We start from the raw sequence: 18,391 nt of genomic DNA, 5'->3' as shown, positions 1-18,391 counted from the left end.
GGTGGTTATACCTGTTGGCTTTTTAGGCACAACAAATAACCTCCTCTCACGACGCTTACGAAGTTAGCTGACGGATTCGGGTGCTGAGAGTCACCCTACTCCTTCAGATTCCATGCAGATTCTGAAGGAGATTCACCCCATGTGGACCCAAGAGGCACCACAGTTGGTTCCCCCGTTCCTATTAGGATTCAGCGACTAAAGGTAAATGATGATTTTATTAAATTTGATACAATCATACTCCTACATAAAATCATTGTAAAGACGCCTTTTTAACGAAAAATAAGTAAAAAACATCCGTTTATCTTCATGTAAACGCTTTAAATAGAAGTTTTCTTTGCTAATCATTGATTTATGAAATAAATTAGTAAGGATTAGTGCTTAGACGAGAGTTAGATCTCTAACGAAATGAAACATATCTTTTGTATGCACTCCCCCTCATTCACTGCTAAATCCAACGCTATAGCTTTTTAAAAAATATGTATATAAATCTGTCAAACTGGCAAAGCATATAATGTATTCCCCTTTTTATTAAAAAAGCATCTGCTCGTTGGCAGATGCACTTTTTTTGACGTGTTTCTTCCTAGAATTATTTCTTAAATTTATAGGATAGGTTTACGACAGTTTCTGACTTATGAAATGAATTTTCGCTTCTGTTCATATTCTTCTTTCAGTCCAAGGGATTGCTCAACACTTCCCATTCGCTTTAGTTTATTCCATCCTACCTCTATTCCTTGAATAGTAGAAAATACAGATTTGATTACAACATAAGTCATCAATTGTCGATAAATAAAGCGTTGTAAAATTAACCAGATTAATGGTTTAGGATTTTCTTTTTCTAATTTAAAGGCAAAGAATGAAGCAAGCAGATCCATTACTAAGAATAAAAGATAAAATCCTAGAACTTTTAACGGATGGCTGCTAAATATACCCATAACCATTAAAAAATCTGCTAATGGGGAAATCGATTGTGAAATATATTGGAACAGCCACATATTTGGTAATGCAATAAATCCTAATGATTTATGCTTTACATTAAATAAGGCTTTTCGATGCTTCCACAGACACTGGAGTGTTCCATACGACCAACGATATCGCTGTTTAATTAGACTTTTCACATCTTCAGGCGACTCCGTATAGGCATATGCTTTTTCTTCATAAACAATTCGATGTCCTTGACGCAAAAGTATTAGGGTAAGATCCGTATCCTCCGCTAATGTATCTTCATTGAAAAATCCTGCTTCTTTCACGCGTTTTTTATGCCATGCTCCGATAGCCCCAGGAACTACGGTAATGCAGTTTAACTCATCAAAGGCTCTGCGCTCTAAATTAAAGCCTGTGATGTATTCAACATGTTGCCATGTGGTCAACAGATTTCGTCTATTCCCCACTTTCACATTGCCTGACACTGCGGCTACGTTAGGCTCTTCAAAATGTCTAACCATTAAAGAAATAGCATCTTGAGCAATAATGGTGTCAGCATCTAAAGAAATAACAATTTCCCCTCGTGATTTTTGGAACCCTAGATTCATTGCAGATGCTTTACCGCCGTTTTCTTTTTGGATTAAACGAACGTTAGGATGTTCATTACATATTTCTTGGACTACTTTTGAAGTATCATCTTGCGAGCCATCATCGACAATAATGACTTCAAAATTCGGGTAATCACTATCCAAAATAGATCGAATCGTCTTGGCGATAACCTTTTCTTCATTATACGCCGCTATAACAACACTTACGAAAGGTTGATAAGTAGAATGAATAAAGGAACGGGATGCGGCTTTTTTTCTTTGCTTAAACGCAAAATAAATTAAAAATAAGAGTCGGAAAATCCCTAATCCAATAGCAATATAAAAAATAATCGTTAACGTGTGATAAAAATATCCTATTCCTGAAAAAACAGCCCGGTTGTAAAGTAAATATGGTTTATCAGCAGGGTGAACGGAAGGCATCACATCATCCCGTTTTTTACCCATCAACTCTGAAACTGTCACAAAACGATAACCGTGCTTTTTAAGGTCTTTAATAATAATGGGCAGCGCCTCTACCGTATGAGTACGATCACCGCCCGCATCATGAAGGAGAATAACATGTCCCTGACCATTGTAAATAGATGTAAGAACACGTTTTACCAATTCATTCGTTGATGGTTGGGTCCAGTCTTCAGGGTCAACTTTTTCTCCAACCATTATATAGTTCATATCTTGGGCGCGCAGAATAGGAAGTATCTCACTTGCTGTATACGGTTCAGCATCTGCTTCATATGGCGGCCTAAATAAAACTGTGGAGTGGCCGGTTGCTTCCTGAATTAGTCGCTGAGTTGTATTCAACTCTAGTTTTGTGCGCAGTGGAGAAGTATCTGCTACGTTAGGATGTGTGAAAGTATGATTGCCAATTTCATGTCCTTCTCTGTACATTCTTTTAATAATATCGGTGTGTAATTCAGCATTTTCTCCTACTATAAAGAAATCGGCTTTTATCTTAAATTTTTTCAATATATCCAGGATTTTCGGCGTGTACCTAGGATCAGGACCGTCATCAAATGTTAGTACTACTTGTTTTTCCTTTGGTTGTCCGTAGCGTTGAACTTGATATGATTCTGGGAAGGACCGATACACTTCATCTGTAAGATAACCATCTTTGTCTACTTGGAAGTCTCTGAAGCCGTTTTGGCCGACATTTGTAATCCTTAAGATCTCACCTTGACCAGAATAATTCACTCGATTATTGCTAGCAATTTCATGCAATAGACTGATGTTGCTCTGTATCTTTTTAGGATCCTTTAGTAGTTTCCAAACAGTAGGATCTTCTGCTCCCAATCTCCAGAACGCAAATCCTTTTGTATCATATTCCAATGCAATTTTCATTTGATTGTAAAAAGTGACACCGTCTAAAAACCAAACAATATGTTCGTGCGCTCCTTCTTTATATCGGACATAAGGGTTCCCGCTTATCTTATCCCATTGAATTTTTAAATGTGAATTATGAACCATTTCCATGATGTCTGAGAAAATTAAAGGCTTAGAAGGGACTTTACTGTCTATCACCCAATCATATCCATAGTTACCGAAAGCAACGATAAGTTTTTCTGAAGGAATATCTAAATGATTTAGCGTATCCTCAAACCATTTATTAGAAGCGATCGGTCCAGGATCCCCCCCTTGATAGTGTTCATCGTACATCATCACAATCATACGATCTACTTCTTTGGATAATGCCCTATAATCAAAGGTATTATCAGCAGCAGGGACATCTTGTGTCACAAGCAAATGATGTCGATGAAACACAGCAGCAAGTTTTTTCATGAAATTTGTTAATTCATTTCGATCTTCCTCAGGTATTGACTCAAAGTCGATATTAATGCCCGCAAATTGATTAGCTTCGATTTGTTTTACCAAATCATTAATAAATTTTATCTGTACATTGGCTGGAGCTTGCAGCAACTTATGAATAACTGCTCCATCAGGACCAGAACCCTTTTGGGTAAAATTGTTGATTAAAGGCATAATTTTTACATGATTTGCTTTCGCTAACCTTATAATGTCAGGTTTAATCTCACTACTAATTGTCAAATCTGCATTTAAATGAAACCATTCTGGTACTAACATGGTTAGTGAACTGATATTCTCTTTTAAAGAGGTGGTACTATTTTCATCCCAGTTTACATAGAAACCATAGATTTCTTTAGGCTGCTTGCTATTAGCACCTGAACTTTGGGAGTGTTTCGTGTAGCCTATTTGGGCATTAGAGTACTTGGATTTTTCATTTTTTAATTCTTTCTGTAGCTGTTGATTACTTAGTTTTTCATCAATAGATACAACTTTTTTATCTTGATTTGGAAATAATTCTGTATATGGGAGATTCGCAGTTGAAAAAATACTTCGAAAGAAAAAATAAAAAACAATAACCATAATGATTATTGTGAGACATAGAAACCATTTAAAAAATACTTTCCTTCTTCCTTTAGCATCATAAAATATAAATCTAGGCGCTGCTTTCTCTTGTTTCCTTTCTTTCTTTATCATTTTTTGGGATTACTCCTTTTATATTGTTCTTGTGCAAACATAAAATATGCTAATAAGTGGTTGCTTCCAACTTAACTTATTGCTACAAGCGATTATCACGCAAAAAATTCAAACTAAAATGTTCTCACTCGTTGTACGTTTCAAACACATATCCTTTCTCTTTCAATTTTTGAATAATCGCAGCACAGTCGCTTGGATAGACTGAGAATGCATATCATGCATTAAAATGACTTCTCTATTCCCCAAATATAAAATTAAAGCCAATTAAACGTTTTGTGGGGGTAATTAGTAGGGAAGCAAAATGGTAATTTTTACAAAATAGATATTTTGCTTGAAATTCATATAGAATCACTTTATGAGGGATAGAGCCAAATGCCCATCAAGTTAAAACTTTCAGAGGTTCTGGTGCGAAAAATCTATCAAACTTGGAAATACTGATAACTACTACTTTCCGCACTTTAGATTTGCTCGCCATGGTTGATATAAAAATGACTTGTCGAAACAATCCTAAGGTGGGCATTATTTAACGCTTACCGGAAACCCGGATTGAGATTCCGGAAGATGCTCCTGCCCACATTAAAAAGGCGCTAAAAAAGGAGCAAAAAGGATTGCCAAAAATACTTCGGAAAGAGCATAAGAAGTATGTTAAAACCATGATCAATAATTATGAAACGATCAGCCTGGAAAAGAATATAGATTTTGAGGAAATCTACAGGCAATGGCAGCAATTTGGTGAAATCATCAAATCATCAAATCATCAAAAGAAGTCAATCAACAATCCGGGCAAGCATGTTCTATACGTTTGTCACTTGATAAAATAAGATAAAAAGAAGAGAAGTTCCTGTTTTTTATGAAGATGTATGCTAAAATTAGCTCTCTTACGAAATGAAACATATCTTTTGTATACACTCCCCCTCTGCAAAATCCAACGCTATAGCTTTTATAAAATATATGTATATAAATCTGTCAAACTGGCAAAGCTTATAATGTATTCCCCTTTTTATTAAAAAAGCATCTGCTCGTTGGCAGATGCACATTTTTTGACGTGTTTCTTCCTATTATATATATATATATATTAATTCATCAACGTTCTTTCACATTCTCTGACTAGCTTATAAAATGGAGTTTATGAAACTAATACGTTTTCCCCTACAATTGATTCATTTTTTGAATAAGTTCATCTTTTGTCGGATTTGTATATAAGAGCGTAGTGTGAATATTGTAATGCCCAGCCTGATTCGCTACTTCATGAACGCTCAATCCTCTACTAATCGCATGAGAACAAAAGAAATTAACACGGCTATCCGCAAACTTCTCAAAGAGTAGGTGTGATTGAGTAATAGATGAGCACAGGAGCATACCGGCTGGATTGCCAGCTGTTGAGCTTCACGGATGGAGGAAAAAACATCCGTTTTTTTCTTGATTAAGTACCTTTTGAACGATTATTCACTGAAGAATTGAAGTGTACTTTTATCCATACCAGAATTTAATTAGTCTCCTTTTCAAACAATGTATAAACTGTATAATCCATTATTTAGGTAAAATTTCGGATTTTTTTTCCAAACAATTTTAAATAAAATAACTGATAGTATAAATTCAACTAGAACTTTTCCCTGATATTACAGCATTTGATCCTTGTATTTATTTAAATTTAGTTTTAATTTTTTGGAATCATTATAACAAGGGAGGAGTGAAAAAATGAATTTTGCATTGTCACAAAGAACTACTAAAAGATGGTTGTTACTAATTCTTGTTCCGATTTTTGCATTTGTTTTAGTGTTTTCACCTGTGTCTGAAGCCTATGCAGCTACTACGACTTATAATAATACCCTTTCTGCTGGTGCATATGCAGGGAGTAGTCCTTGTACGACTTCTTATCCTAAAATTGTGCACGAAGTGAACGTGAAAAACACAACTGGATCTGTATATGTTTATCTTCAATATAAGGTTGGAGGAACTTGGAAATTTACTACTGGTTACGGTTACAAATTAACTTACTGGAATACACCTTTTAGAATTACTTCTACAACAAAAAGCTCTTCAACTAAATATCGAGTATTGATTAAAGCAAAAAATAAATCAAGAGTAGTTGTTACTTGTGCTGGAAGGAAATAATTAAATGAATCTATTCCCCTCTCTTTTTATCAAAAAAACATCTGCTCTTTCGCAGATGCTTTTTTTTTTGACGTGTTTCATCCTAATATAGTAATCTGTCAACGTATTTTCAAATTTATGAAACTAAATCCTTTTATAAACTATGTTGAATTTATTTTTTGGACTCTTTTAATAAACTATGTTGAATTTATGATCTAAAGAATACCATTCCCATCGATAAAATACAACATAGTTTTCATTATGTTGAATTCATAAAGGTACTTTTTATCAGCCGAATCACTGCATAAATTCGTCAATTTCTGTCTCTGATTATGTCCACAAAAAGAGGTTGGGCACCTATTAGATACCCAACCTCTTTTTGTGCTGATAATTAATAGTTATTTGTACAAACACTCTTCTTTTTCACATATCTTTATAACATCGTGGAACAATATCATCATCAAATTCCATTTCTTCCTACTCTACGCTTTTTATGTCTGATTCATAACAAAGCTCACTATATCTAAATCTGATAGATCTTCGTATCAGGACAAGCCCCTTATATGTGTAAATTTCAGTTGTTTACAACATTCAATAAAAGTTGGATAATAATACCAGAAAATTCAAATTAATTATGAAAGAAGAGGAAAATATGTCCTGTACTGATTTCGACGATATTAAAACAATTTGTATAGAATTGTGTGAAGAAACAGAAGAACGTGGTGTTGATACACCTATGATGAATTGATGATCTTTCCCTACGATATTCCTTAAATATCAAATTTCTCTTCATACCTGTTCGTAAAAGTACGCTTCTATAATTCTTTATTAACTGATAATTTTCTTCTTGATTTTTTGTATCACCTTTTCCATCTCCTCGTATATCCTCCGGCTACTGGTTCTGGTGTAAAAAATCTATCAAACATGAAATCTCTAGCTATGAATATTGCTAATAGATCCAGTTAACATAATTTATCTGCAATCAAAAATCCTCAGATTTCATAATTATTATATAAGGGAGGTGTCGATAGATCAGAGGTAAGAATATGGAGAAAGCTTGTTTTTATTGTACCTCACGTCAGCAACTTCGGGCGTTAACAATGTGGCATAATCCGGAACTGGTGTATTACTATTGCCGAGAATATTACGCAATGGTAAACAGGGTTAACGAAGAGAAAAAGGCTGAATTTATCGAGTACTATTCCAACGAAGAACGTAGAAAACGACTGTCGGAAGAAACATTGAAACTTTATTATCAGCTGACAGAAAAGGATTGACATAATGCTTCTTTTTGCACCAGAACCCTTTTTTCTTATATATCAGCCAATATATCGCCTTCATCGCGATTTTTATCGAGTGTCAAAACCTTCTCCACAGGCTCATAAGATTCCCTGTACCATTTCTTATCTTTATATGTGTGGATCATCTCGTATGTTTTTTTCATTTTCTCAAAAATACTTTCTTCACTTTCTTCTGTTGGCGACCAATATAAGATTTCCATTTGATTGATTTCGTTCGTTGCTAACGAGCGCCGACGGTAACCGATGGACTGGGCATGTTCGAAGCCTTCCCGCTTATAAAAACGCAATCTTTTTTCTGTGTCACTATCCTCATAATCAACAGGCTCCACTTCCAGAATAATCGGTTTATCTTTTTTCTTAAGTTTTTCGATTAATTGATGACCAAGTCCCTGCCCTCTTGACTCTTTTGATACAAATAAATAATCAATGAATATAAAATTATCTGTTTCAACATACATCATGACATGGTGGGGACCTTCATCTTTATGGTAAATATCCCCTCGTTCTTTTAAGAGTGCTTCGATATGCTCCTTCGATTTCATCTCTTCAATCGGAAAATATTGACTCAGTTTTTCGTACCAGTTCATTACTTCCTCCTCAAAAGGTTTATTTAATAAGAGACCAGGGAAAAGAGAATATAACTTCATTTTTACTATCTCCCATCACTCTTTTTCTAACGTACAGCATACGTATTTTTCTTTTACCCCTAATTCGGCACAGTAAAAGGTTCTGGTGCAAACCTCAAGATTACAAGTAATTTTCAACTCTCTTCCTTCAAAGCTAAAGCCATAGGTGAAACATTTATATGTTGGGGATATTGAAGATATGACATAGTAGGATTTGGTAGCTACTGTGGCTTTGGCTTTAATTTTGCGTTGATTATTGTATTGTTCATTTTATTAATTATTGTAGGAACTTCTATTCCAAAAGAAACGTACCTAGATTGAGTAAAATCTCCATCATGATCCCTCCTCATCTTCTGTGGAATTGAAAGTTAAGTGTTCTTGGTCAACAAGTTCCAACATTTAGCGCAGCAAGGGATTGTATCAACCATTGTTCACAGAAAATGCTTTTCTTACAGTGATAAATATCATTGCAGAAAAGGAAAAAGTGGATCAAAATCAATTATAAACTGCTCACGAACAATCGTTGTAGTAACGTCATCCTCTCAGGTATTTGATTACAAGGGGTTTTCAACTCCTTTCCTTCAAAGGTAAAGCCATTATAAACAAGCTATTCCTAAAAATTTGTCGATTAATCCAATATTATCCTCTTTGTAATTGAACTGTAACTTCTCTTAATAAAAGAAAAAAACTTTTCATCAACTACTTTTATATTCAAGGAAAACATCCATTTTATAAGAATTTTTGATTCTGTTACAAGAAATCTATCAAACTTAGACATACTGATACTACCAATCAAAACAGGGCAGGTTCATTAATGGGTGAAGTCTGCCCAAAATGAAGTTGAATTCATACATAAATTATTTGGAATTGCATCATAATCTGTCATTGAATAGTCCATATAGGTTCTATGTTCTATCAAAGGGTTTTTGCACCAGAACCAAAAGAAACGCAAAAAAGAATAACCTAGAACCGGACCTCCTTCTCTTTTACTCAATTATCTAGTTGAATATAGGGACAATATGTTTGAAGGGGAACAAACAGTCTTTTTGTATCGGAACCCTTTCTTTCTATCTTTCTTTATTCTTTGGTTGTTTTCTTCGTTTATACTTTTCTTCTTTTCTTATCTTCTCGTTTGACTCAGTGGGGCTTTTATTCTTTTGATGGATCGATGTACCCCTTCTTTGAAAAAATCCTCGAAACTTTACCGGATGCCTCTAAAGAGATCGAACAACTAAAAAAGAGGGGTCTCAAAGTATCTTTCTCGCAATGGTTATTAGTATTGGATCCGGTTATTTTTTTCGGGTGTAGTGAAGATCTTAACTAGCTTTCAAAAATTTTTGCAACCCCTCCAACCTTCTGATAATTTTCCCACTAATGAATCGATCATAGGTTTCAATCTTTAGCTTTTCACGTTCAATTTTTTCCTGAAGATCAGCATCTAGCCTGAGGGCTTCACTAAATGTTCAGACCTTTTACCCTTTTTTATTTTTCTTCACTAATTGCATCAGAACTATAAAGTTGCCGTTAAAGAGGTTTATCCAAAAGAATACAGTACACCAGACATTAGGGAGGGAGTTCGTGTAGGAGAAAAAAAATAATTTCTTTTTATAAAATTTTTAACGGACAAAAAATGTCGATTTCTAATGAATATTATCTTTAGAACTAATTATGGAATTATTTCTTTGAAAGGAGGTGAAATCATGTACTTCCGAGGTCTAATTGTGAAAAGTTTAATCGCAGGAACGGCCTTGTTTTTTCCAACAGATGCGTTTGCTGATAAGGCCGAGCCAGCTCAAAAGGTAGATTCTCAAAGCGGTAAAGCTGTAGAGGTGGTTAAAACTACGCAAAAACTAGAACCTTCTAAAGTTAATGGGCGAGTCCAGGTAAATTCAAAGGTGATAACCGAAAATGAAGCTGAGCAAAATCAAGCTTCTAACAATTATTCTCAACAACTGAAGCCTGAAAAACCACCTCAAAAGATAATACGAGTGTCAGACCAGGCAATCGAAAAAGTCCGTAATACATTACATGTACCAAATCAGGCATTCGAAAAAGCTCGTAATGCATTACATGTGTCAAATCAGGCATTCGAAAAAGCCCGAAAATCTGTACAGTCTACTATAAAAAAGACTGAAAAGGCCGTTAATAATACCTTGCCTGAAAAAGTTGAAGTTAAACAGGGGGAAGAGAAAGGACAAACAAAGCAGAATAAGCCTCAAACCGATAACAAAGGCATTCATTTTAAAACGAATGAAGCTGAAAAACCTTCTGAAAAGTCCTTAAATAACATTGATTCTGGGGAGAAAACCAAACATCAATATACGAAATTGGTTCAGAAGTTAAATGATGATGAAAACTTAAACCAGTCTATATTGAAAAAGGAAGATGGTTCCGAAAAGACTTCATTCACTGACGAATCAAAATCAAAAGGAAAAGAGAAAACACCTTCTCGTCAGCAAATAAATATAAGAGACATTCAGGTTGTTAACTCCCCGCAAAACACTAAAATTCCAGGAGGGTCATCAAAAAACCGGACATGCCATAGCCAAAGCGCAAATAGCTTCGGTGAAAAATGGCTCGAATTGTATAAGCATTGGAATTTGAAACTCATTCAGCCATATGTTGATCGAGCACATGTGTATCGCAATCAATGGGTTAATGCTCCCCCTTCGCCACCGCCGAAGGATGCTCCTTTTTTCTTAAACGTATACCATAGTAAAAATCACGGATAACGATTAAAAGAAAAAAGGAGCGAATTTAAAAATGAAATTTAACGTTAAAGGAAATACAGTCGTAAAATCTTTTGTGTTGGCAGGGGTATTTTCAGTTGGTGTTTTCGCCGGAGGGCATATTAGTGAAGCAGCTAGTCAAGGTCATCATGCAGATAACGCAACAAAAGTTAACACAGTTAAAGTTGAGCAAACTTCCGACTTTAAAGCAGTTCGTGTAAAAGCGAAAGCTTCTGTGGTAAATAAAGCAAAGGTACAAGGCAGCGTGAATGCAAGTGAAACAGCGAAAACTCATGCTGCTGCTAATTCCGCGGTACAGGCAAAAGCAGAGGAAAAGGTTAAAACTGGAGTTGAAGAAACTGTAAAAGCTAATACACAAGTTGAAGAGCAAAAAGAGGTTGTTGCAAAAGGAGAAAAAGTAAATCCTTCTACTGTAAATAAAGCAAACTCTGTGGCAAGCGAGCATGCTAGTGAAAACGCGCAATTGCATGCAGCTTCAAACTCTGCAGTTCGTGTATCAGTTGAAGAAGAAGTAAAAGCTGACGAAACAACAGAATTAACTGCGATTGACGACTCTAATTCTGAAGAAGCTACTGGCCTTTATTCAGATGTGAAAGTGAAAACTGAAAATGACGAAGTTGCAAATAAAGATTCTGAAGTGAAAGAAGAAACTAAAGTTAAAGTAAACCCTTCTGCTGCAAACAAAGCAAAAGCTATGGCAAGCGTGCGTGCTAACGGGAATGCAAAAATGCATGCAGCTCCAAACTCTGCTGTTCGTGTATCAGTTGAAGAAGAAGTAAAAGCTGACGAAACAACAGAATTAACTGCGATTGACGACTCTAATTCTGAAGAAGCTACTGGCCTTTATTCAGATGTGAAAGTGAAAACTAAAGATGACAAAGTTGCAGATGAAGATTCTGAAGTGAAAGAAGAAACTAAGGTTAAAGTAAACCCTTCTGCTGCAAACAAAGCAAAAGCTATGGCAAGTGTGCGTGCTAACGGGAATGCAAAAATGCATGCAGCTCCAAACTCTGCAGTACTTTCTACTGTTCAAGCAAAAGGTACTGAAGAAGCAACAGTTAAAGTAGTAGTTGGCACAGAAGAATAAACTGGATTTCCGATAAACCGAAGGGGGTTTCCCTTCGGTTTTTTGTGTTTCATAAGAGTAAATCGTTAATACAATCATAACCTATTCTGGTACGAAGATAATTTACTAACACCATTACCCTATCTTCATCCTTCATCCATGCCGGACGGTCATCTGCAATTAAAATGTTTTGCACTTTTCAATCACTCCTGACATTCATATCCCTTACATAATGTTCCGGCTGCAGTTACTACATATCGGAATTAGTCAGTTATCTGTTCTTCTTACTTCAAAAAGTGAGTTACAACAAGTTTCTCCACTGTTAGGTAGTTTTTTAAACAAATCATGAACTCCTTTAACTTGTTGATACTGTTTTCACGCTATACTACCCTAGATCGCAATAAAATCATCCGTGCGGCTCTATTCACTTCTGCCCATACACAAGAGTTCATAAAACAATATATATTAAGAAGAAAGACGTCAACCTCCCCTCCCCATCATTTATCCTCCCGTTCCCTTTCGGGATCGGTCCGGTACCGTTGTGACTCGACCTGCATTTTGCACACTGCTATAAAATAGCTGCAAGCCCTCATTCAGAAAACAAAAAAGATCCTCGCAAGGATCTCCTCTTTACATAACCAGATTATCGGAAGTCAAAGTATTTCTTTTAATAAATTATATTCTTTCTCAGAATTATCTTTAGTTAATTGATAAAACTTAAGATTTACTTCTTCCAGATTACAAATCGATAAAAGAATAAGAGATAATAAATAAATAAGCATTTGCCTAAATGAGCAAATGCTTAGCTTATTCAATAATTAGAAATATAATTTACTGTCTATTTTGTTTCTCGATGTAAAGTATGTCTTTTGAGTCGTGGACAATATTTTTTTAATTCTAAGCGTTCAGGATGAGTACGTTTATTCTTCGTTGTAATGTAGTTTCGATCCCCTGTTTCTGTACAAGCTAATGTAATTTTTACTCTCATTTTGTTTCCTCCTTAATATTTTTATTGGGCTACTACAAATGGTGGAATCGTATCTTTAAATAAAGACCAGTCCTTTTTTAATTCTTCATCTGTTAGCAAACATGTGTCTAAAGATTGTTCAATCTCAGTTTGATTCATATCAATCCCAATGAACACAAGCTCTGTCATTCGATCACCATACGTATCATCCCATCTTTCTAGCAACTCTGGATCTTCTTTTAAGGCTTGTTTTTTCTCTTGTTCTGGATAAGCAGCTATCCATTCACCAGCACCTTGAATTGTGATAGATGGACCAGCTTGTGAAAGTAAACCAGCTATATTGTTACGGGATGCCAACCAAAAAAATCCTTTTGCTCGTACTACTTCTACAGGCCAGTTTTCTAACCATTTCATTAAACGTTCCGGATGGAAAGGACGCCTTCTCCGGTAGACAAAAGAAGAAATCCCAAATTCTTCAGTTTCAGGTGTGTGTTCATTATTTAATTCCTTTATCCAACCTGCACTCTGGCTTGCATTTTCGAAATTAAATAGTTTCGTATCCATTACTTGATCTAATGGAACACGAGCCTGCTCTGTTTCTATAATTCGTGCTTCCGGGTTTAATTTTTGAAGGACTGCTTTTAGTTCATAGACATCCTTTTTCTCCACTAAATCGATTTTGTTTAGTAAGATGACATTGGCAAATTCAATTTGATCAATTAATAAATCTACCACTTCTCTTGTATCCGTTTCATCTGTTGCCTGTTTTCTATCAAGCAGGCTTTCCCCGGAAGCAAAATCATGCCAGAAACGATTTGCATCCACAACGGTCACCATCGTATCAAGCCTGCAAAATGCTGATAAATCAATTCCTAAATTCACATCAACGTATGTAAATGTTTGAGCTACAGGAATCGGCTCACTGATTCCTGTTGATTCGATAACAATGTAATTAATATCACCTAATGTGGCAAGCCTTTTCACTTCTTTTATTAAATCTTCCCTAAGTGTACAGCAAATACATCCATTTTGCATTTCTACTAGCTTTTCTTCTGTACGTGTAAATCCGCCTTGTTTTATTAGGGAAGCATCGATGTTAATTTCACTCATATCATTGACGATGACTGCTACTTTCTTTTCTTCTCTATTTTCTAAAATGTGATTTAATAATGTTGTTTTTCCGGAACCTAAATAACCGCTTAACACTGTTACGGGTATTTTTTTCATAAGATAACCCCCTTACAAATAGAAATTATTACGATTTAAACATTATAGAATAACTCTTTTTCTCTTAATGACAACTCATTTTTAATGTATGTTTATAAGCTACTAACAATCCGTTCCGCTGCCTGGCGGGCTCCAGAAATATTACGAGCAATGGGTCCCATTTCAAGCTCTGCCAACGCACCTATTACATATAAATTCGTCCCCCACTGCAATGATTTCGAGACAATTGGGTATCCGCATTCAGCACATTGTAAATGGTGTTTGTGGATCATTGGCCTCAACCACTCTTTTCCTGGCAATGTTGGCTTAAAACCTGTCGCTAATAAAAGAGTTCCCGTTTTATGAATCATACTGTCTTGATCATCACGCAACATGATCTGTCCATTGCTTACTGTAGCGTGCTCAATATGTCCATCCACTATATGCAGTTTTCCTTGCCGAATACGATGTAACAATTTCACATGTAAGTCATGTGGAATAGAGCCTTTGTGACGTGCGTCTATTATTTGCTCACGACGTTTCTTATAGCTGGTTATCTTACGGAAGGACAGCTGATTTTTTGGACCTAACCAAGCAGGATCACTATCAAAGTCATGAAGGCGAAACGGATGTCGCTTTAATAATGTTACCTCATTTGGAAATAAAGCACTTAATTTTAATGCTAAATGAACAGACGTAATACCACCGCCAATAATCGTAAAGGGGCGCTTTAACTTTTCAAAGCTTGGAAGGTCAGAATCAAAAATATGATATACGGAAGTGGACGCTTCTTTTTTCAATATTTCCGCCCACTTAGGCCAAAGCAGCTGTTCACTAATACCAATAGCTAATACTAGATTTTTCCCAGTTAATTCTCGTCCATTGTGTAGTTGGACACTCCAGCCGATTTTAGTTCGATTAGCATCTCTTACACGCCCTTGGATCCAAGCCTCCTTCAACAACAAATCGTCAACTATATGTTCACAATGCTCATTAAATACATGAAGGGAGGGGCGTTTAAATCGTCCATAAAAAGCAGTATTCCAATCATACGATTTATATTTTACAAATGCTTGGAGGCTAAATGGTTCAACATCAAGATGATGGACAGATGGAGAACGCAAATAAGGCATTGAGATAATATTTGTGCAATGTTTCCAGTTTGCAAGCGGTTCAGGGTGTGGATCAATAATTGCAAGCTTATCAATTGTTGTCTTGTTTCGCTTAAGCAAAAAGATAGCCATTGTAATCCCTTGAATGCCACCGCCGACAACCATCCATTCATACATGTGCACTCTCTCCTCTCTTAATTAAATCGTAATGTTTCCGATTTACACGTGTGCAATTGATAATTTACCACTTTTTTAAAAAAAGAACAAGTGGGATTTAAGGAAAGAGGAAATAAAAATAAACTTGATGTCTTTAAAAAAATGAAACCTAATTTTTTTCATTATAAAAAAGGCAGGGGCAATCCCTGCCTTACATTCACTTCACGTGACCATTGAATTTTTCTTTTCTATATTTTATAAAAACTTAAAACTATTTATTATTGAAACAGAGAGATATCTTAATCTAATCCTTTCCTTTTAACTCAGATAAATATTTTTCTACAGATTCCTCAATAAGCAAATAAACATTCTTCTCCTGTAAGATCGACTGCATTTTTAGTTCTTTATGTAAATCCGTGCGTAAGTCAAAAGATACCCGTTTTCTTTCCACCTTTCTTTCTTCCTTTCTTCTTTGGTTGTTTTCTTCTTTTACATCAACGTTACTTTCTTCCCCAACTACTTCTGTTAATACATGGGTAGGGGTTATTTGTTTTTGTTGGCGTTTCATGTTTTTAATGTCATTCACCTTTGACACGTTTCATCAACTCCTTATAGAAATTCTCATATTGTTCCAATGCCTGTTTTAGCTCTACATTTTGATTGAATACATATAGCGATAGTCTGCCTACCGGTGCTTTTCGTGTGATAATGGTTTGGAATACTTCATCCGGATAATCTTCCTCAATCATTTCATTAAAAGCCTTTGCATCACTGCGTCTGACATCATTCATCGTCCTTAAAATACCGATTACCTTTGTTCCCCGCTTTCCAAACTCTCTTGCACCGTTTACGGAATCCATGAAATTCGGGATCGCAGAGTAACACCAGTTGGAACATTCAAATAAAACAACGACATATTCACTGGCACATAAAGCATTCGTTGTCTGTTCACTTAATGATGGTGGAGTATCGATAACAATGAAATCATATTCCCCTCTTACTTGATCCAATACATGATCTAAAATTAAGCTAGGATTTCCACGAAACGGTACAGTTTCTCCTAAATATGTCTTCCCTGTATATATCCAACGAGGAAAGGTCGCTAAAAAGTTATTGGCAGGAAGTAAGTCTAAATTTTCTCCAATAGACACGATATATTCTTTTACATCACCCTGCTGCATCGCTTCCAATACAGACTTCTCTATAAATTCATTGGAAGGTTTTTCAGATAATAACTCCGTCAGGTTTCCTTGTGAGTCCATATCTATTGCAAGTACCTTGTATCCATTTTGATTTAACAAATACGATAAGATCCCTGTTGTTGTAGATTTACCACATCCACCTTTTTGAATCCCCATTGTAATAGTGATTGCCATCCTTTACATCCTCCTTTCTTCCAACGTTCTTTTCTTCTTTTCTTGGTTCTTTTGTTTGTTCTTATCATCGTTATTTAATTGAATTCGACAAGATAAGTAAAACACCTTTTGAACTAAAAAAATAAAGGGAGCAAAAAGCTCCCCATCTTACTCTTATACATTGCAGAGCAATATATCGTTCAATGACACCAACATAATTAATCGCCTAACGGCGTTGCCGAAACAGAAAGTGAACCACCTTCGGTATCTTCACTTTCCGTTTCGGTTAAAATGTGACCACGTATCGGAAAATTACAAGTAGGGTTAATACTACCGGAAGGAAAGGAGATACAAACGTTTTCTACTAAAACTGTATTTTTACTACAGTTAATTGACTGGATTAAGGAACATAAATACACTCATGTAGCTATGGAGAGTACAAGTGTATACTGGAACCTAATGTCAACTTATAGAGGCTAAAGGGATTGAGTTTTTAGTCGTAAAGGCCTAACATATAAAGGCACTTTAACAAGTTTAATTTTATTCTTTTTGCAATACTCTCGAATTTCCTTTTCTTGAAGTTAAATAACTTCCATTTTTTACTGTTACAAACATGTAATACCATTATTATTTTGATAAAAGCTGATATGTATAGGAATTCTGAATATGATGAATATCGACATCTCTTCCAATTAGAACAATACAAGGTTCTTCCATAGACTTATTACGAGAGAAACGACTAATATGTACTTGCTTAGAACTATATTGAAATGGATACATACCCTGTTCATCTTTCAATAATACATAGCCCTTGCCTCTTACAATCCCTTCTGGTAAAGAGGTTAACCATTTTTTCAATTGCTTCCTTGATACCGGAGGAATATCTTGAATGGTAATGGTTTTAATTCCTTTATGATGTTCGTGATGATGTTGATGATGATGATCATGCTCATGATCACGATAATGTGAAAATACAGTCATCTTTGCTCGCTTTTGTAATAATTCCTCTACGTTTACCCTGCCATAAGAAGTATTGATCACTGATGTATCTGCATCTATCGCTTTCGAAAGCTTATCTTGTACCTTTTTCAGTTGTTTTTCCTTTATTAAGTCCACTTTATTAAGCACCACTACAGTAGCCCCTGTAATTTGATTCTTAAGTAAATCACGAACAGTTTTCGATGTAAAAATACTTTGATCTTCTAAGTATGTGCTCACATCAATAACACTAATAATAGATTGAACATCAAGCGAATGCACAAGGGAGGGACTAGCTACTGCTTCCACAATCTCTAATGGATTGGCAACACCTGTACCTTCAATAAATACAACGTCAATAGGATTTTTAATATGTGAATCTAAAAGGGTAGTTAAAGTTGTTCTTAAGTCATCCTGGATCGTACAACAAATACATCCATTTAGTAGCTCAAATACATTTTCATTCTCAAATAAATGTGTCTCAACATTAACGCTTCCTAGTTCATTGAGTACAACGGCAGGTTTTATTTTCTTAGATTTACAATATTCTAGGATATAAGTTAATAACGTTGTTTTTCCACTTCCCAAAAAACCAGAGATAATATAAACGGGTATTTTTTGCATAATTTCCCTCCTAATATGCAGATAAATCGTAATCATTACGTTTTATATAATAACAAATATATGTTCATAATAACAGATATATGTTCATATATACTGACACTTTCTTTTAGAAAGGCTCTTTTCACAAGCTTTGT

General features: G+C 35.3%; 14 protein-coding genes, 2 pseudogenes and 1 riboswitch. Of the genes and pseudogenes, 7 read left to right on the top strand and 9 right to left on the bottom strand.

Annotated elements, in window-relative coordinates; genetic code table 11:
• Window positions 1-38: 38 nt before the first annotated feature.
• Window positions 39-204: riboswitch (cyclic di-AMP (ydaO/yuaA leader) on the bottom strand.
• A 425-nt stretch (window positions 205-629) separates the two neighbouring features.
• Window positions 630-4,022 carry a trifunctional glycoside hydrolase family 18/polysaccharide deacetylase/glycosyltransferase family 2 protein gene (locus BMMGA3_RS02230; RefSeq protein ID WP_003348197.1) on the bottom strand — a complete coding sequence of 1,131 codons (3,393 nt, stop codon included), beginning with the start codon at window positions 4,020-4,022 and terminating at the stop codon, window positions 630-632.
• A gap of 608 nt (window positions 4,023-4,630) precedes the next feature.
• Here BMMGA3_RS02230 and BMMGA3_RS02225 point away from each other — a divergent pair.
• The gene (locus tag BMMGA3_RS02225; protein ID WP_003348198.1) at window positions 4,631-4,843 is read left to right on the top strand and encodes a hypothetical protein; all 213 of its coding nucleotides are present in this window, start codon (window positions 4,631-4,633) and stop codon (window positions 4,841-4,843) included.
• A 328-nt stretch (window positions 4,844-5,171) separates the two neighbouring features.
• Here BMMGA3_RS02225 and BMMGA3_RS18120 read toward each other — a convergent pair.
• Window positions 5,172-5,315 (bottom strand): annotated as a pseudogene (locus tag BMMGA3_RS18120) (transposase); the annotation flags it as partial.
• Window positions 5,316-5,720: 405 nt separating this feature from the next.
• Here BMMGA3_RS18120 and BMMGA3_RS02220 point away from each other — a divergent pair.
• Together BMMGA3_RS02220 and BMMGA3_RS02215 are read left to right on the top strand one after the other, a co-directional pair.
• Entirely contained in the window at window positions 5,721-6,137 is a 417-nt protein-coding gene (locus tag BMMGA3_RS02220) for a hypothetical protein (protein ID WP_003348200.1), read from the top strand.
• Window positions 6,138-7,162: 1,025 nt separating this feature from the next.
• Window positions 7,163-7,393 (top strand): hypothetical protein, encoded by a 231-nt coding sequence (locus BMMGA3_RS02215; RefSeq protein ID WP_003348201.1) that lies wholly within the window; start codon window positions 7,163-7,165, stop codon window positions 7,391-7,393.
• A 35-nt stretch (window positions 7,394-7,428) separates the two neighbouring features.
• On the opposite strand, the gene BMMGA3_RS02210 is transcribed toward BMMGA3_RS02215, so the two are convergent.
• Window positions 7,429-8,004, bottom strand: a complete 576-nt coding sequence (locus BMMGA3_RS02210; RefSeq protein WP_003348203.1) for a GNAT family N-acetyltransferase — start codon at window positions 8,002-8,004, stop codon at window positions 7,429-7,431.
• Between the two features lie 243 nt (window positions 8,005-8,247).
• On the opposite strand from BMMGA3_RS02210, the gene BMMGA3_RS16915 reads away from it, so the two are divergent.
• From BMMGA3_RS16915 to BMMGA3_RS02200, 4 genes and pseudogenes are all read left to right on the top strand, one after another.
• On the top strand, window positions 8,248-8,364 hold the full coding sequence (locus BMMGA3_RS16915; protein WP_081485703.1) for a YjcZ family sporulation protein: 117 nt from the start codon (window positions 8,248-8,250) through the stop codon (window positions 8,362-8,364).
• A gap of 473 nt (window positions 8,365-8,837) precedes the next feature.
• Window positions 8,838-8,921 (top strand): annotated as a pseudogene (locus BMMGA3_RS18690) (IS6 family transposase); the annotation flags it as partial.
• A gap of 822 nt (window positions 8,922-9,743) precedes the next feature.
• Window positions 9,744-10,775, top strand: coding sequence for a hypothetical protein (locus BMMGA3_RS02205; protein ID WP_003348206.1), 1,032 nt, complete (start codon window positions 9,744-9,746; stop codon window positions 10,773-10,775).
• A gap of 31 nt (window positions 10,776-10,806) precedes the next feature.
• Window positions 10,807-11,880 carry a hypothetical protein gene (locus tag BMMGA3_RS02200; protein WP_003348208.1) on the top strand — a complete coding sequence of 358 codons (1,074 nt, stop codon included), beginning with the start codon at window positions 10,807-10,809 and terminating at the stop codon, window positions 11,878-11,880.
• Between the two features lie 817 nt (window positions 11,881-12,697).
• Here the strand turns inward: BMMGA3_RS02200 and rpmG are convergent.
• The 6 genes from rpmG to BMMGA3_RS16680 all read right to left on the bottom strand — a co-directional run bounded on the left by rpmG (window position 12,698) and on the right by BMMGA3_RS16680 (window position 18,257).
• Complete coding sequence (gene rpmG, locus BMMGA3_RS02195; protein ID WP_003348212.1) at window positions 12,698-12,847, bottom strand: 50S ribosomal protein L33; 150 nt, start codon at window positions 12,845-12,847, stop codon at window positions 12,698-12,700.
• A 21-nt stretch (window positions 12,848-12,868) separates the two neighbouring features.
• A complete protein-coding gene (locus BMMGA3_RS02190) occupies window positions 12,869-14,053 on the bottom strand; it encodes a GTP-binding protein (RefSeq protein ID WP_003348216.1) in 1,185 nt (394 codons plus the stop codon).
• Between the two features lie 92 nt (window positions 14,054-14,145).
• Window positions 14,146-15,321 (bottom strand): FAD-dependent oxidoreductase, encoded by a 1,176-nt coding sequence (locus tag BMMGA3_RS02185; protein ID WP_003348218.1) that lies wholly within the window; start codon window positions 15,319-15,321, stop codon window positions 14,146-14,148.
• Between the two features lie 283 nt (window positions 15,322-15,604).
• Complete coding sequence (locus BMMGA3_RS02180) at window positions 15,605-15,895, bottom strand: hypothetical protein (protein WP_003348220.1); 291 nt, start codon at window positions 15,893-15,895, stop codon at window positions 15,605-15,607.
• Window positions 15,879-16,676 carry a ParA family protein gene (locus BMMGA3_RS02175; protein ID WP_003348221.1) on the bottom strand — a complete coding sequence of 266 codons (798 nt, stop codon included), beginning with the start codon at window positions 16,674-16,676 and terminating at the stop codon, window positions 15,879-15,881. The genes BMMGA3_RS02180 and BMMGA3_RS02175 overlap by 17 nt, the downstream gene beginning before the upstream one ends.
• A 606-nt stretch (window positions 16,677-17,282) precedes the next feature.
• Window positions 17,283-18,257 (bottom strand): CobW family GTP-binding protein, encoded by a 975-nt coding sequence (locus BMMGA3_RS16680; protein WP_003348222.1) that lies wholly within the window; start codon window positions 18,255-18,257, stop codon window positions 17,283-17,285.
• Between the last annotated feature and the right edge of the window lie 134 nt (window positions 18,258-18,391).

It is taken from the genome of Bacillus methanolicus MGA3, from assembly GCF_000724485.1.
Classification (GTDB): domain Bacteria; phylum Bacillota; class Bacilli; order Bacillales; family Cytobacillaceae; genus Bacillus_Z; species Bacillus_Z methanolicus_A.
Note: the sequence above shows the minus strand (reverse complement) of the source record. Positions and strands in the feature narration are given on the sequence as shown.